The sequence below is a fragment of the Streptococcus sp. HMSC070B10 genome (assembly GCF_001808665.1).
Taxonomy (GTDB): domain Bacteria; phylum Bacillota; class Bacilli; order Lactobacillales; family Streptococcaceae; genus Streptococcus.
On sequence record NZ_KV794205.1, the window covers coordinates 5,769 to 20,995 of the forward strand.

General features: G+C 39.6%; 13 protein-coding genes and 1 pseudogene. 13 read left to right on the forward strand and 1 reads right to left on the reverse strand.

Annotated features, from left to right (window positions below):
• Positions 1 to 362: 362 nt before the first annotated feature.
• From HMPREF2613_RS07150 to HMPREF2613_RS07205, 12 genes are all read left to right on the forward strand, one after another.
• Positions 363 to 1,406, forward strand: a complete 1,044-nt coding sequence (locus HMPREF2613_RS07150; RefSeq protein WP_070479858.1) for a D-alanine--D-alanine ligase — start codon at positions 363 to 365, stop codon at positions 1,404 to 1,406.
• Between the two features lie 83 nt (positions 1,407 to 1,489).
• Positions 1,490 to 2,863 (forward strand): UDP-N-acetylmuramoyl-tripeptide--D-alanyl-D-alanine ligase, encoded by a 1,374-nt coding sequence (gene murF / locus HMPREF2613_RS07155; RefSeq protein ID WP_070479859.1) that lies wholly within the window; start codon positions 1,490 to 1,492, stop codon positions 2,861 to 2,863.
• A gap of 94 nt (positions 2,864 to 2,957) precedes the next feature.
• Positions 2,958 to 3,662 carry a YwaF family protein gene (locus HMPREF2613_RS07160; protein WP_070479860.1) on the forward strand — a complete coding sequence of 235 codons (705 nt, stop codon included), beginning with the start codon at positions 2,958 to 2,960 and terminating at the stop codon, positions 3,660 to 3,662.
• Between the two features lie 213 nt (positions 3,663 to 3,875).
• Positions 3,876 to 5,255 carry a cell division protein FtsA gene (gene ftsA / locus HMPREF2613_RS07165; protein WP_033688313.1) on the forward strand — a complete coding sequence of 460 codons (1,380 nt, stop codon included), beginning with the start codon at positions 3,876 to 3,878 and terminating at the stop codon, positions 5,253 to 5,255.
• Positions 5,256 to 5,272: 17 nt separating this feature from the next.
• Positions 5,273 to 6,529 carry a cell division protein FtsZ gene (ftsZ, locus tag HMPREF2613_RS07170; RefSeq protein ID WP_070479861.1) on the forward strand — a complete coding sequence of 419 codons (1,257 nt, stop codon included), beginning with the start codon at positions 5,273 to 5,275 and terminating at the stop codon, positions 6,527 to 6,529.
• Between the two features lie 4 nt (positions 6,530 to 6,533).
• Positions 6,534 to 7,205, forward strand: a complete 672-nt coding sequence (locus tag HMPREF2613_RS07175) for a YggS family pyridoxal phosphate-dependent enzyme (RefSeq protein ID WP_049491096.1) — start codon at positions 6,534 to 6,536, stop codon at positions 7,203 to 7,205.
• A 9-nt stretch (positions 7,206 to 7,214) separates the two neighbouring features.
• Positions 7,215 to 7,748, forward strand: coding sequence for a cell division protein SepF (locus HMPREF2613_RS07180; RefSeq protein ID WP_049491094.1), 534 nt, complete (start codon positions 7,215 to 7,217; stop codon positions 7,746 to 7,748).
• Positions 7,748 to 8,011 (forward strand): YggT family protein, encoded by a 264-nt coding sequence (locus HMPREF2613_RS07185; RefSeq protein WP_000576496.1) that lies wholly within the window; start codon positions 7,748 to 7,750, stop codon positions 8,009 to 8,011. Before HMPREF2613_RS07180 ends, HMPREF2613_RS07185 begins: the two co-directional genes overlap by 1 nt.
• Positions 8,008 to 8,793, forward strand: a complete 786-nt coding sequence (locus tag HMPREF2613_RS07190; RefSeq protein ID WP_049491093.1) for a YlmH family RNA-binding protein — start codon at positions 8,008 to 8,010, stop codon at positions 8,791 to 8,793. The genes HMPREF2613_RS07185 and HMPREF2613_RS07190 overlap by 4 nt, the downstream gene beginning before the upstream one ends.
• 8 nt (positions 8,794 to 8,801) lie before the next feature.
• Complete coding sequence (locus tag HMPREF2613_RS07195; protein WP_042750728.1) at positions 8,802 to 9,587, forward strand: DivIVA domain-containing protein; 786 nt, start codon at positions 8,802 to 8,804, stop codon at positions 9,585 to 9,587.
• 256 nt (positions 9,588 to 9,843) lie between these two features.
• A complete protein-coding gene (gene ileS / locus HMPREF2613_RS07200; RefSeq protein WP_070479862.1) occupies positions 9,844 to 12,636 on the forward strand; it encodes an isoleucine--tRNA ligase in 2,793 nt (930 codons plus the stop codon).
• 111 nt (positions 12,637 to 12,747) lie between these two features.
• Positions 12,748 to 13,116 carry a hypothetical protein gene (locus HMPREF2613_RS07205; RefSeq protein WP_004263686.1) on the forward strand — a complete coding sequence of 123 codons (369 nt, stop codon included), beginning with the start codon at positions 12,748 to 12,750 and terminating at the stop codon, positions 13,114 to 13,116.
• Positions 13,117 to 13,194: 78 nt separating this feature from the next.
• Here the strand turns inward: HMPREF2613_RS07205 and HMPREF2613_RS11090 are convergent.
• Positions 13,195 to 13,376, reverse strand: a pseudogene (locus tag HMPREF2613_RS11090) (transposase); the annotation flags it as partial.
• A 533-nt stretch (positions 13,377 to 13,909) separates the two neighbouring features.
• On the opposite strand from HMPREF2613_RS11090, the gene HMPREF2613_RS07210 reads away from it, so the two are divergent.
• A partial coding sequence (locus tag HMPREF2613_RS07210) for a G5 domain-containing protein (protein ID WP_148129952.1) occupies positions 13,910 to 15,227 on the forward strand: 1,318 nt, incomplete at its 3' end.

The following is a 15,227-nucleotide window of genomic DNA, read 5'->3' on the forward strand; positions in this document are numbered from 1 at the left end:
CTCTAGTCGTTTTAGCCCAGATAATTGGGGAGAATTGACAGTTAAGGATATATGGAGAACAGAATAACAAACGAAACGATGAGGCAATAGTGTTATACAGGTAGGTTGCTATGACAGAGTACTTAAGAACATTTTATTGTATTCGATAGCTTTGGTCTGCTTTCTTTTGTGGTGACGGAAGAAGACCCCTACACTATCACCATCACCAATGTAGACGACAAACCAGCACGCTTTGAAGCTCAAGTGGTGGATAGGTAAAATTTCAGCTCTCAAATGAGGGCTTTTTTAGATACAAGTTTCAAAAAAGAAGCAAATATGATATACTAAAGAACGAGTATTCTATTAGAATTGGAACAAGTAATATGAAACAAACGATTATTCTTTTATACGGTGGGCGTAGTGCAGAGCGTGAAGTCTCTGTTCTTTCAGCTGAAAGTGTCATGCGTGCGGTCAACTACGATCGTTTTACAGTCAAGACTTTTTTCATCAGCCAGTCAGGTGACTTTATTAAAACGCAAGAATTTAGCCAAACTCCAGGTCAAGAGGATCGTCTCATGACCAATGCGACCATTGATTGGGATAAGCAAGTTGCACCAAGTGCTATCTACGAAGAGGGAGCAGTGGTCTTTCCAGTCCTTCACGGTCCGATGGGAGAAGATGGCTCAGTTCAAGGATTCTTGGAAGTTTTGAAAATGCCTTATGTTGGTTGCAACATCTTGTCATCTAGTCTTGCTATGGATAAAATCACGACCAAGCGTGTCTTAGAATCTGTCGGGATTGCTCAAGTTCCTTATGTGGCCATTGTCGAAGGCGATGATGTGACTGCTAAAATTGCCGAAGTTGAAGAAAAATTGACTTACCCAGTCTTCACAAAACCATCAAACATGGGTTCAAGTGTCGGTATTTCTAAGTCTGAAAATCAAGAGGAACTCCGTCAAGCTTTGAAACTTGCCTTTCAATATGACAGCCGTGTCTTGGTAGAGCAAGGGGTAAATGCTCGTGAAATCGAGGTTGGTCTCTTGGGCAACTACGATGTCAAGAGTACGCTACCAGGAGAAGTAGTTAAGGATGTTGCCTTTTATGACTATGATGCCAAGTATATTGACAACAAGATTACCATGGATATCCCAGCTAAAATCAGTGATGATGTGGTAGCTGTCATGCGTCAGAATGCAGAAACAGCCTTCCGTGCCATTGGTGGCCTCGGACTATCTCGTTGCGATTTCTTCTATACAGACAAGGGAGAGATTTTCCTAAACGAGCTTAATACCATGCCAGGTTTTACCCAGTGGTCTATGTACCCACTACTTTGGGACAATATGGGAATCAGCTATCCAGACTTAATCGAGCGATTGGTTGATCTTGCCAAGGAAAGTTTTGACAAGCGCGAAGCGCATTTGCTATAAAATGAAAGAGGGGGTAGAAGCCAGAACCATCACTGCAAGGTGACTAGAGTTCTCGAGTTTCGACCCTTTTTAAAGGAGTAGAAATGAAATTAACAATTCATGAAGTGGCTCAAGTTGTAGGAGCTAAAAATGATATCAGCCTCTTTGAGGACACCCAGTTAGAAAAAGCTGAGTTTGATAGTCGTTTGATTGCTGCAGGGGATTTATTTGTGCCCCTCAAAGGGGCGCGTGACGGTCATGACTTTATCGAAACAGCTTTTGAAAATGGTGCCGCAGTAACCCTGTCTGAGAAAGAAATCGCAAACCATCCCTATATTCTAGTAGATGATGTTTTGACTGCTTTTCAGCAACTAGCAGCCTACTATCTTGAAAAAACAGCTGTTGATGTCTTTGCAGTTACGGGTTCAAATGGCAAAACAACGACCAAGGATATGTTAGCGCACTTGCTATCAACAACCTACAAGACTTACAAAACACAAGGCAACTACAATAATGAGATTGGTCTTCCTTACACGGTTCTTCACATGCCTGAAGGAACAGAAAAGTTGGTTTTGGAGATGGGGCAGGATCACTTGGGAGATATTCATCTCTTGTCTGAATTGGCTCGTCCAAAAACAGCCATCGTGACCTTGGTTGGAGAAGCCCATTTGGCCTTTTTCAAAGACCGTTCTGAGATTGCTAAAGGGAAAATGCAAATTGCAGATGGGATGGCACCTGGTTCCTTGCTTTTAGCGCCAGCTGACACTATTGTAGAGGATTACTTGCCAACTGATAAAAAGGTAGTTCGTTTTGGGAAAGGGGCAGAGTTGGAAATTACAGACTTGGTTGAGCGAAAGGACAGTCTGACCTTTAAGGCTAATTTCTTGGAACAAGCCCTTGATTTGCCAGTGACTGGTAAGTACAATGCCACCAATGCTATGATTGCGTCCTATGTTGCCCTACAAGAAGGAGTTTCTGAGGAGCAAATTCGTCAGGCCTTCCAAAATCTTGAATTGACGCGTAACCGTACCGAGTGGAAGAAAGCAGCTAATGGCGCAGATATCCTATCAGATGTTTACAATGCCAATCCAACTGCTATGAAGCTGATTTTAGAGACTTTTTCTGCCATTCCAGCCAATGAAGGTGGCAAGAAAATTGCAGTGTTGGCGGATATGAAGGAACTTGGTGACCATTCTGTTCAACTCCATAATCAGATGATTTTGAGCCTTTCTCCAGATGTGCTTGATACCGTAATTTTCTATGGAGAAGACATTGCCGAATTAGCCCAATTGGCCAGTCAAATGTTCCCAATTGGCCACGTTTTCTACTTCAAGAAAACAGAAGACCAAGACCAATTTGAAGACCTAGTCAAGCAGGTCAAAGAAAGCCTTGGAGTCCATGATCAAATCCTGCTCAAAGGCTCTAACTCTATGAATCTAGCCAAGTTGGTAGAAAGTTTAGAAAATGAAGCCAAGTGATTTTGTTAAACATTTACGTATTTCTAAATTCATTTTTGACAAATAGCATGGTATAATAAAATGCAGGAAAATTTTGAATCATGAGGAAGACTAGATGAATTTATGGGATATTTTCTTTACGACCCAAGCAACAGAACCACCCAAATTTGACCTTTTTTGGTATGTCAGTATATTTACACTTTTAGCCTTAACTTTTTATACAGCCTATCGCTATCGTGAAAAGAAGGCTTACCAACGATTTTTCCAGAGTTTACAGGCAGTTCAGTTAATCCTCCTTTATGGTTGGTACTGGATCAATCATATGCCGCTATCAGAAAGTTTACCTTTTTACCATTGCCGTATGGCTATGTTTGTGGTGCTTTTGCTTCCTGGTCAGTCTAAATATAGGCAGTATTTTGCATTACTAGGAACATTTGGGACATTAGCAGCCTTTGTTTATCCAGTTCCAGATGCCTATCCTTTCCCGCATATTGCGATTTTATCCTTTATCTTTGGCCACTTAGCTCTCTTGGGGAACTCTCTAGTTTATCTATTGAGACAATATAACGCGCGATTGCTGGATGTGAAAAGAATTTTTCTTATGACCTTTGCACTAAATGCCTTGATTTTTGTGGTCAATTTAGTAACTGGTGGAGATTACGGATTCTTGACAAAACCGCCATTGGTTGGAGATCACGGCTTAGTAGCTAATTATTTAATCGTTTCTCTGGCCCTGTCAGCAGCGATTACGTTGACAAAGAAAATCTTGGAACTATTTTTAGAACAAGAAGCAGAAAAAATGATTGCAAAGAAAGCTTAAAATCAAGCTTTCTTTTTTCATAAATCTAATTTTTTATAACTTGTTTGGAAAATACAAAAATATGATGAGCGAATGTGAAAAAATGGTAAGTAAATTTAGGAAAAACTAAGCACGATTGGATTTTTTGTGTTATAATATTCTGTGAATAGCTATGCCCTGTTTTAGCTATATTGAATAGAAGTTTGAAACTTGGAAGAGAGAGGATGCGATGTAATGGCTAGAGATGGTTTTTTTACAGGCTTAGATATCGGAACCAATTCGATTAAGGTGTTGGTTGCCGAGCTTAGAAATGGTGAACTAAATGTAATTGGTGTAAGTAATGCCAAGAGTAAAGGTGTAAAGGATGGGATTATCGTTGATATTGAAGCAGCAGCAACTGCTATCAAGTCAGCTATTTCCCAAGCAGAAGAGAAAGCTGGCATTTCAATCAAATCAGTGAATGTTGGTTTGCCTGGAAATCTTTTGCAAGTAGAACCAACTCAAGGAATGATTCCAGTTACATCTGATACAAAAGAAATTACAGATCAAGATGTCGAAAATGTTGTCAAATCAGCCTTGACAAAGAGTATGACACCAGATCGTGAAGTCATTACGTTTATTCCAGAAGAATTTATCGTAGATGGCTTCCAAGGTATTCGTGACCCGCGTGGCATGATGGGGGTTCGTCTTGAAATGCGTGGTTTGCTTTACACAGGTCCCCGTACTATTCTTCACAATTTACGTAAGACAGTTGAGCGCTCAGGTGTTCAGGTTGAAAATATTATTATTTCACCATTGGCTTTAGTTCGTTCAGTCTTAAACGAAGGAGAGCGTGAATTTGGAGCTACTGTGATTGATATGGGAGCAGGTCAAACAACTGTTGCTACAATCCGTAACCAAGAACTCCAGTTTACAAATATTCTTCAAGAAGGTGGAGATTATGTTACAAAAGATATCTCTAAAGTCTTGAAGACTTCACAGAAATTAGCTGAAGGATTGAAATTGAACTATGGTGAAGCCTACCCTTCACTTGCAAGCAATGAAACCTTCCAAGTTGAAGTAATTGGTGAAGTAGAACCTGTAGAAGTTACAGAAAGCTACCTAGCAGAGATTATTTCAGCTCGCATTAAACACATTTTTGAACAAATCAAACAAGAGTTGGAAAGAAGACATTTGTTGGATCTTCCAGGTGGAATTGTTCTGATTGGTGGAAATGCTATTTTACCAGGTATTGTAGAACTTGCACAGGAAGTCTTTGGCGTTGGCGTCAAACTTTACGTTCCAAATCAAGTTGGAATCCGTAATCCTGCCTTTGCTCATGTGATTAGCTTGTCTGAATTTGCTGGTCAATTGACTGAGGTGCATTTATTAGCACAACGAGCAGTTAAGGGTGAGGATACTTTGCGTCACCAACCAATTAATTTTGGTGGGATGATTCAACGCGTTACGCAAGTAGCACAACCTACCCCTATTCAACCAGTTCAAAATACTGAGGTAGAGCAATCAGCTTCTACGAACGTAGTTGCTCCGAAAGAAGATAAAGTATCTTCTCAAAATAAACCAAAAATCGCAGATCGTTTCCGTGGCTTAATCGGAAGCATGTTTGATGAATAAAAGAGGAAAAATAAACTATGACATTTTCATTTGATACAGCAGCAGCTCAAGGTGCAGTTATTAAAGTAATCGGTGTTGGTGGAGGTGGCGGAAACGCCATTAACCGCATGGTTGACGAAGGTGTTGCAGGCGTAGAATTTATCGCAGCAAACACAGATGTACAAGCTTTGAGTAGTACAAAAGCTGAGACTGTAATTCAGTTAGGCCCTAAATTGACTCGTGGTTTGGGTGCTGGCGGTCGACCTGAAGTTGGTCAAAAGGCAGCTGAAGAAAGCGAAGAAGCCTTGACTCAAGCTATTACTGGAGCAGATATGGTCTTCATTACTGCAGGTATGGGAGGTGGCTCTGGTACTGGTGCAGCTCCTGTTATTGCCCGCATTGCTAAAGATTTAGGTGCTCTTACAGTTGGTGTTGTGACACGTCCTTTTGGTTTCGAAGGAAGCAAACGTGGTCAGTATGCTGTCGAAGGAATCAATCAACTTCGTGAGCATGTAGATACTCTATTGATTATTTCAAACAACAACTTGCTTGAAATTGTTGATAAGAAAACGCCACTTCTTGAAGCTCTTAGCGAAGCAGATAACGTACTTCGCCAAGGTGTTCAAGGGATTACTGATTTGATCACAAATCCTGGTTTGATTAACCTTGACTTTGCCGATGTGAAAACAGTTATGGCAAATAAAGGAAACGCCCTAATGGGTATCGGTATCGGTAGTGGTGAAGAACGTGTGGTAGAAGCAGCTCGTAAGGCAATCTACTCACCACTTCTTGAAACAACTATTGACGGTGCTGAGGATGTCATCGTCAACGTTACTGGTGGTCTCGACTTGACTTTGATTGAGGCAGAAGAAGCATCAGAAATTGTTAATCAAGCAGCTGGTCAAGGAGTAAACATTTGGCTCGGAACATCAATCGATGAAAACATGAAAGATGAAATTCGTGTTACAGTCGTTGCAACTGGTGTTCGCCAAGATCGTGTTGAAAAAGTTGTTGGTCATGCACCAAGACAAGCTGTTCGTCATGAACAAGTAAGCCCAAGTCATGCACACAATCATAATCGTCACTTTGATATGGCTGAAACTGCAGAAATTCCAAGTCCAGCACCTCGCCGTACAGAAACTTCTCAATCTTCAGCATTTGGTGATTGGGACTTGCGTCGTGAGACAATTGTTCGACCAACTGATTCAGTTGTATCACCAGTTGAACGTTTCGAAGCACCATCTTTACACGATGAGGATGAATTAGATACTCCTCCATTTTTCAAAAATCGTTAAGTAAATGAATTTGAAAGAAAATACAGAACGTGTTTTTCAACAAATAAAAGATGCAAGTCAGCAGGCAGGAAGAGAAGCTAATTCTGTTTCGGTTGTTGCTGTTACAAAATATGTAGACGTACCGACAGCGGAGGCTTTGCTTCCGCTAGGTGTGCATCATATTGGTGAAAATCGTGTGGATAAATTTCTTGAGAAATATGAAGCTTTAAAAGATAGAAATATTACCTGGCATTTGATTGGAACCTTGCAAAGACGCAAGGTCAAAGATGTCATTCAGTATGTTGATTATTTCCACGCTTTGGATTCATTAAAGCTAGCAGAGGAAATTCAAAAAAGAAGTGACCGAGTTGTTAAGTGTTTCTTACAAGTAAATATCTCAAGGGAAGAGAGCAAACATGGTTTTTCAAAGGAAGAACTATTAGAGCTCTTGCCAGAATTGGCCACCTTAGATAAAATCGAATATGTCGGCTTGATGACCATGGCTCCTTTTGAAGCTAGTAGTGATGAGTTGAAAGAAATTTTTAAAGCTACGCAGGATTTGCAACTAGAAATTAGAGAAAAACAAATTCCCAATATGCCAATGACGGACTTGAGTATGGGTATGAGTCGTGACTACAAGGAAGCGATTGAATTTGGCTCAACATTTGTCAGAATTGGTACAGCATTTTTTAAATAGGAAAGAAATATGTCTTTAAAAGATAGATTTGATAAATTTATAGATTATTTTACAGAAGATGGAGAAGATGTTGGTACTGCATACCAGTCTAAAGCTGAAGAGCCGATTGTGACTCCAGTCCCTTCTGTTCAAGAGTTGCCTCAACAAGCTGCTAGTACGCCATCTAAAGATAAAAACATCACTCGTCTTCATGCCCGTCAACAAGAGTTGGCTATGCAAAGTCAACGTTCTACTGATAAGGTGACAATTGATGTTCGTTATCCACGTAAATACGAAGATGCCACAGATATTGTTGATTTATTAGCTGGTAACGAAAGTATTTTGATTGATTTCCAATATATGACAGAAGTTCAAGCACGTCGTTGTTTGGACTATCTGGATGGGGCGCGCCACGTTTTAGCTGGTAACATGAAAAAGGTAGCATCTACTATGTACCTGCTGACACCAGTTGATGTTGTCGTCAATATTGAAGATATCAAAATTCCAGATGAATCACAAAATGGTGAATTTGGCTTTGATATGAAACGTACGAGAGTAAGATAATGATCTTTCTCATTCGTTTTGTTCAAAATGCAGTGGATATCTATTCACTGATTTTAATCGTGTTTGCTCTGATGTCCTGGTTTCCCAATGCTTATGAATCACGTCTTGGACGCTTGATTATTAGTTTAGTGAAACCGATAGTAGCTCCCTTGCAACGTTTACCCCTCCAGATTGCAGGTCTTGATTTGTCTGTCTGGATTGCGGTATTACTAGTTCACTTCCTAGGGGAACAGTTGATTCGACTTTTAGTGATCTTTCTATGAACAAGATGATTTATCAACACTTTTCTAAGAATGATTCGTCTTTTATTGATAAGGGAGTAGAATGGATAAAAAAGGTAGAAGATTCTTATTCTCCTTTTTTAACACCCTTTGTAAATCCCCATCAAGAAAAGATTTTAAAGGTGCTAGCATCAACCAACGGCATCTCCTACATGAGCAGTCGGCAGTTTCTTGAAACTGAATATGTACGAGTTCTACTGTATCCTGATTATTTTGAGCCAGAATTCTCTGATTTTGAACTTTCCTTGCAAGAAATTGTCTACCCTAATAAGTTTGAACGCTTAACGCATGCAAAAATATTAGGGACTGTTTTAAACAAGCTGGGAATTGATAGGAAGCTATTTGGTGATATCTTAGTCAACGAAGAGAGGGCACAGATTATCATTAATCGACAGTTTATGCTCCTTTTTCAAGACGGCATTACGAAAATTGCTCGTTTACCGGTTCGTCTAGAAGAACGGGATTTTACTGAGAAAATTGCTACAGTAGAAGATTATCAAGAATTAGATATTTGTATTGCTAGTTCTAGATTAGATGTTTTTCTAGCAGGTGTCTTAAAGCTGTCTAGAAATCAGGCAAGTCAGTTAATTGAAAAACAGGCAGTCCAAGTTAATTACCATTTAGTTGAAAAATCAGATTATGCAGTTCAAGTTGGTGATTTGATTAGTGTGAGGAAATTTGGTCGATTGAAACTTGTTAGAGATAATGGGCAAACAAAAAAAGATAAAAAGAAATTAACGGTCCAATTATTATTAAGTAAGTGAGGAATAATATGCCAATTACATCATTAGAAATTAAAGATAAAACCTTTGGTACAAGATTTAGAGGTTTTGATCCAGAAGAAGTTGAAGAATTTCTTGAAATCGTTGTTCGTGATTATGAAGATTTAGTTCGAAGCAATCATGATAAAGAGTTGCATATCAAGAGCTTGGAAGAACGTTTGTCTTACTTTGATGAGATGAAAGATTCTTTGAGTCAATCAGTATTGATTGCTCAAGATACGGCAGAGCGTGTGAAACAAGCTGCTCAAGATCGTTCTAATAATATTATCCAACAGGCAGAGCAAGATGCCCAACGTTTGCTTGAAGAAGCAAAATATAAGGCTAATGAGATTTTGCGTCAAGCTACTGATAATGCTAAGAAAGTTGCTGTTGAGACTGAAGAATTGAAGAACAAAAGCCGTGTCTTCCACCAACGTCTCAAATCTACAATTGAGAGTCAGTTAGCAATTGTTGAATCATCAGATTGGGAAGATATTCTGCGCCCAACAGCTACCTATCTTCAGACAAGTGATGAAGCATTTAAAGAAGTTGTTGGTGAAGTTCTTGGTGAATCGGTATATTCACAACCAGAAGAAGAACCAATCGATATGACTCGTCAATTTACACCTGAAGAAATGGCTGAGTTACAAGCTCGAATTGAGGCTGGTAATAGAGAATTAGCTGAATTTGAAGCTCAACAAGATCATTATGTAGAAGAACATTTAGAGCCAGTTGAAGTCGAAGGCCCTTCATCGAATGAGGAAGATACAAATAAAGAATCTGTCCTAATCTTATAATGAATAGTGATATGTGAGAACAATATTTTATCCTTATATTTCCAGCGAGCAGGAGATGGTGTGAGTCCTGTATTCCCTAACGATAAGATTATCCTCTCAAAAATTCAAGTCTGAATGGAGTAAGATTTGACGTTCCCCACGTTACGGGATAAGAGGAAAAAAGCTGAGTCTTTTTTCGAACAAAGGTGGTACCACGATTTTCGTCCTTTTTAGAAGTCGTGGTTTTTAATTTGTTATTATTTATAAAGGAGATACCATGAAACTCAAAGATACCCTTAACCTTGGGAAAACAGCTTTCCCAATGCGTGCAGGACTTCCTACCAAAGAGCCAGTTTGGCAAAAGGAATGGGAAGATGCAAAACTTTACCAACGTCGTCAAGAATTGAACCAAGGAAAACCTCATTTCACCTTGCATGATGGCCCTCCATACGCGAACGGAAATATCCACGTTGGACACGCTATGAACAAGATTTCAAAAGATATCATTGTTCGTTCAAAATCAATGTCAGGATTTTATGCTCCTTATATTCCAGGTTGGGATACTCATGGTCTGCCAATCGAGCAAGTTTTGGCAAAACAAGGTATCAAACGTAAAGAAATGGACTTGGTTGAGTACTTGAAACTTTGTCGTGAATATGCTCTTTCTCAAGTAGATAAACAACGTGAAGATTTTAAACGTTTGGGGGTTTCTGGTGACTGGGAAAATCCATATGTGACTTTGACTCCTGACTATGAGGCAGCCCAAATCCGTGTATTTGGTGAGATGGCTAATAAAGGTTATATCTACCGTGGTGCCAAGCCAGTTTACTGGTCTTGGTCATCTGAGTCGGCTCTTGCTGAAGCGGAGATTGAATACCATGACTTGGTTTCAACTTCCCTTTACTATGCCAATAAGGTAAAAGATGGCAAAGGCGTTCTAGATACAGATACCTACATCGTTGTCTGGACAACTACTCCATTCACCATCACAGCTTCTCGTGGTTTGACTGTTGGTGCAGATATTGATTACGTTTTGGTTCAACCTGCTGGTGAAGCTCGTAAGTTTGTGGTTGCTGCAGAATTGTTGACTAGCTTGTCTGAGAAATTTGGCTGGGTTGATGTTCAAGTTTTAGCAACTTACCGTGGTCAAGAATTGAACCACATTGTAACCGAACACCCATGGGATACAGCCGTAGATGAGTTGGTGATCCTTGGTGACCACGTTACGACTGACTCTGGTACTGGTATTGTCCATACAGCCCCTGGTTTTGGTGAGGATGACTACAATGTCGGTATTGCTAATGGTCTTGAAGTCGCAGTGACTGTTGACGAACGTGGTATCATGATGGCTAATGCTGGTCCTGAGTTTGAAGGTCAATTCTATGAAAAGGTAGTTCCAACTGTTATCGAGAAACTTGGTAACCTCCTTCTTGCCCAAGAAGAAATCTCTCACTCATACCCATTTGACTGGCGTACCAAGAAACCAATCATCTGGCGTGCAGTACCACAATGGTTTGCCTCAGTTTCTAAATTCCGTCAAGAAATCTTGGATGAAATTGAAAAGGTTAAGTTCCACTCAGAATGGGGTAAAGTCCGTCTTTACAATATGATTCGTGACCGTGGCGACTGGGTTATCTCTCGTCAACGTGCTTGGGGTGTTCCACTTCCTATCTTCTACGCTGAAGACGGTACAGCTATTATGACTGCTGAAACTATTGAACACGTGGCTCAACTCTTTGAGGAACATGGTTCAAGCATTTGGTGGGAACGTGATGCTAAAGACCTCTTACCAGAAGGATTTACTCATCCAGGTTCACCAAATGGTGAGTTCAAAAAAGAAACAGATATCATGGATGTTTGGTTTGACTCAGGTTCATCATGGAATGGAGTTGTAGTAAACCGTCCTGAGTTGACTTACCCAGCAGACCTTTACCTGGAAGGTTCTGACCAATACCGTGGTTGGTTCAACTCATCACTCATCACATCTGTTGCCAACCATGGCGTAGCACCTTACAAGCAAATCTTGTCACAAGGTTTTGCCCTTGATGGTAAAGGTGAGAAGATGTCTAAATCTCTTGGAAATACCATTGCCCCAAGTGATGTTGAAAAACAATTTGGTGCAGAAATCTTGCGTCTTTGGGTAACAAGTGTAGACTCAAGCAACGACGTGCGTATCTCTATGGATATCTTGAGCCAAGTCTCTGAAACTTACCGTAAGATCCGTAACACTCTTCGTTTCTTGATTGCCAATACTTCTGACTTTAATCCAGCTCAAGATTCAGTAGCTTATGAAGAACTACGTTCAGTTGATAAGTACATGACGATTCGCTTTAACCAGCTTGTTAAGACCATTCGTGATGCTTATGCAAACTTTGAATTCTTGACAATCTATAAGGCCTTGGTGAACTTTATCAACGTTGACCTGTCAGCCTTCTACCTTGATTTTGCCAAAGATGTTGTTTATATCGAAGGTGCAAAATCACTGGAACGCCGTCAAATGCAGACTGTCTTCTATGACATTCTTGTGAAAATCACCAAACTCTTGACACCAATTCTTCCTCATACAGCAGAGGAAATCTGGTCATACCTTGAGTTTGAAACAGAAGACTTCGTTCAATTGTCAGAATTGCCAGAAGCACAAACTTTTGCTAACCAAGAAGAAATCTTGGATACATGGGCTGCCTTCATGGACTTCCGTGGACAAGCTCAAAAAGCCTTGGAAGAAGCGCGTAATGCCAAAGTTATCGGTAAATCACTTGAAGCACACTTGACAGTTTATCCAAACGAAGTGGTGAAAACTCTACTCGAAGCAGTAAACAGTAATGTAGCTCAACTTTTGATCGTGTCTGAATTGACCATCGCAGAAGGACCAGCTCCAGAAGCTGCTGTTAGCTTCGAAGATATGGCCTTCACAGTAGAACGCGCTGCAGGTGATGTATGTGACCGTTGCCGTCGTATCGACCCAACGACAGCAGAACGAAGCTACCACGCAGTCATCTGTGACCACTGTGCAAGCATCGTAGAAGAGAACTTTGCAGATGCAGTCGCAGAAGGATTTGAAGAGAAATAATCGAATTATAGATTAAAAAAGTTTTCTGTGTGTGTATTTTAGTTTGATATAAAAGAAAATATTAAACAAAATTAATGTATAATATTAATTTTTAATGAAAAGGAAATATTGATGAAAAAGAAAACACTTGCTCAATTAGATGGTATCATTGGTTTAGTTACAGGAACTATCCTAACCATTTTGCCAATTATTATAATTATGATTGCCTCTATATTTGATGATGAAGAAGTTGTTGGTGTCATCTTAGGAATTATTTTTATTATTTTTAGTTTAGTAAAAATTGGAATTTTAATTCTAGGTATTCTCTCACTAATATACTATAAAGATGATAATAGAATTTCTATTGCACCCTCAGTCTTATTAATTGTTGGCTCTGCACTTGCATTGGTTCCATTCTTAGGATGGATAGGGGGAATCGTCATTATTGTTGGTGCTTCATTATTTTTAGGAAGCCTCAAAAAATTTAAAGTTGAACTATAAATAGAGTTTTTGTCAACTAGAGTAAATGGAGAAACTCTAAAATTGGTTCTTTGTCAGTAGTAGTGGATTAAAGAAAAGCTAAGATAGAGAAAGGACAAATTTCGTCCTTTCTTTTTTGATGTTCAGAGCGATAAAAATCGTTTTTTGAAGTTTTCAAAGTTTCGAAAACCAAAGGAATTTCGCTTGATAAGTTTGATGAGATTATTGGTCGCTTCTGATTTGGAGTTAGAATAGGGTAATTGAAGGGCGTTGACGATTTTTCAATGATTTCATGATTGATGAAAGTTACTATTTTAGTTTTAAGCATTGTGGCTATTGTGTATTTCAAGGGCGATGAGCGTGTGACTCCTGCACTGTCTGTATTGTTTATCGTAGGTAGTTCTGTTGGATTAATCCCATTCGTGGACTAGATAGGAGAAATTATGACAATTATTGGCAATTCCTATACTTTGAAATTTTGAAAAAATTTGAAATTGAAGAATCATATCTTTCGAATTGAGATGGGACGAATTGACTATTTGTTAGAAATACTTATTACAGTATGAAGGTGGTCAGCCTTATTTTTTTGTTACCAATTGACGGAAAATCTTACAGGATAAATAAGCTATTTCATTCGTAAAATCTAAAGCATTTATTTGAGACAAGGAACTCTTTTTATAGTATAATGATGGTTGTAGATTAAATATATCAAAATATATATAGAAGTATTTTTGTTTCTTGTAAGTTTATCATAGTGAGGAAGCAAAATGCTTCTTCTATTTTGAAATGGATAAAATAATAGAGAGGATATAGAATGAAAAAATTTTTTGGAGAGAAGCAGCATCGTTTTTCCTTACGAAAGTTGGCGATTGGTCTTGTGTCTGCTTCAATTTCGAGCTTATTTTTTGTGTCCATTGCTAGCAGTGGGACCGTATTTGCTAAAGAAAATGTATCTGTTCACTACAAATACGTGACGGATACAGAACTGAGTAGTCATGAGAAGGACTTGATTGTAAAGGATTTTCCTAATATTGCTGAAGATAGTGAGAGTACCTATTATCTAGTCTACCGTATGGATGAGAAAGCCCAACTAGGTCAGTTGCCTCATACCGGTGAGCACAATAATCTGGTTACCGCCCTTACTGGTGGAGCCCTCGCTTCGATTGGACTCCTCATTTTTGCTGTTTCGAGAAAGAAAGGCAATAAGAAAGCATTGTTGAAGGTTGTTTTGATAACAGGCGTGGGGAGCGGTTTGGTCTCGTCGGTTCAGGCTATTGAAAATCAGCTTTTGCTACAATACAATCAAGAATATCAATTATCCCAAGGAGATAGTCTGCCTCTGCCAAGAGTCCTGTCAGGTTATACCTATCTAGGCTATATTAAGCAAGACAAGAAAATTAATCAGTTAGAAACTGTTGCTAGAGATCAGAAACTAGACGATACGGTTCACCCTCATTTCCAGTCCAATGAAGGTGGGCAAAATGTAAGAGATGAGCGGAAAAATCCGTCTCCAACAAGCCCTGCTGACAAGTCAATCCCTTCTCAAGATTCACCCAATCAAAAGCCGTCTGGTATTGCTAGTGTGGATCCTCATGACGAAGTCTTGGCTGGTCGTTTAAATAAACCAGAGCTCTTATACAAAGATCAAGAGATTGAAACCAAGCTAGACTTTGCTGAAGTGGTTCAAGAGAATCCCGAACTAGCAGAGGGAACCATTCGTGTCAAACAAGAAGGTCATGTTGGGAAGAAGGTTGAGGTTGTTCGTATTTTCACTGTTGAAAACCAAGAAATTACTCGTGAGATCCTCTCGACCAAGGTAGAGAAATCCTTGCCACGTATAGTAGAGAAAGGGACTAAGAAGGCAGTTGCTCCGAGTGAAGCACCTCAGTCTGCAAGAAAAGGAGAGCCTGAGACTCAGGCCTCATTACCAGAATATAAAGGTGAGCAATCTGGAGCTGTTGTAGCCCCTGAGACAGCTGAAAATCCAGAATATACTGGCACCCAATCTGGAGCAATAGTCAAAGCAGAGAAAATTTCTCCGCTACCTGAATATCAGGGAACGCAAGCTGGTGCGATTGTTGAATCAGAGACACGGGCCTCCTTACCAGAATATAAAGGTGAGCAATCAGGAG

Coding starts and splice junctions, on each gene's coding strand:
- HMPREF2613_RS07150 (WP_070479858.1), top strand. CDS start 363: ATGAAACAAACGATTATTCTTTTATACGGTGGGCGTAGTGCAGAGCGT.
- murF (WP_070479859.1), top strand. CDS start 1,490: ATGAAATTAACAATTCATGAAGTGGCTCAAGTTGTAGGAGCTAAAAAT.
- HMPREF2613_RS07160 (WP_070479860.1), top strand. CDS start 2,958: ATGAATTTATGGGATATTTTCTTTACGACCCAAGCAACAGAACCACCC.
- ftsA (WP_033688313.1), top strand. CDS start 3,876: ATGGCTAGAGATGGTTTTTTTACAGGCTTAGATATCGGAACCAATTCG.
- ftsZ (WP_070479861.1), top strand. CDS start 5,273: ATGACATTTTCATTTGATACAGCAGCAGCTCAAGGTGCAGTTATTAAA.
- HMPREF2613_RS07175 (WP_049491096.1), top strand. CDS start 6,534: ATGAATTTGAAAGAAAATACAGAACGTGTTTTTCAACAAATAAAAGAT.
- HMPREF2613_RS07180 (WP_049491094.1), top strand. CDS start 7,215: ATGTCTTTAAAAGATAGATTTGATAAATTTATAGATTATTTTACAGAA.
- HMPREF2613_RS07185 (WP_000576496.1), top strand. CDS start 7,748: ATGATCTTTCTCATTCGTTTTGTTCAAAATGCAGTGGATATCTATTCA.
- HMPREF2613_RS07190 (WP_049491093.1), top strand. CDS start 8,008: ATGAACAAGATGATTTATCAACACTTTTCTAAGAATGATTCGTCTTTT.
- HMPREF2613_RS07195 (WP_042750728.1), top strand. CDS start 8,802: ATGCCAATTACATCATTAGAAATTAAAGATAAAACCTTTGGTACAAGA.
- ileS (WP_070479862.1), top strand. CDS start 9,844: ATGAAACTCAAAGATACCCTTAACCTTGGGAAAACAGCTTTCCCAATG.
- HMPREF2613_RS07205 (WP_004263686.1), top strand. CDS start 12,748: ATGAAAAAGAAAACACTTGCTCAATTAGATGGTATCATTGGTTTAGTT.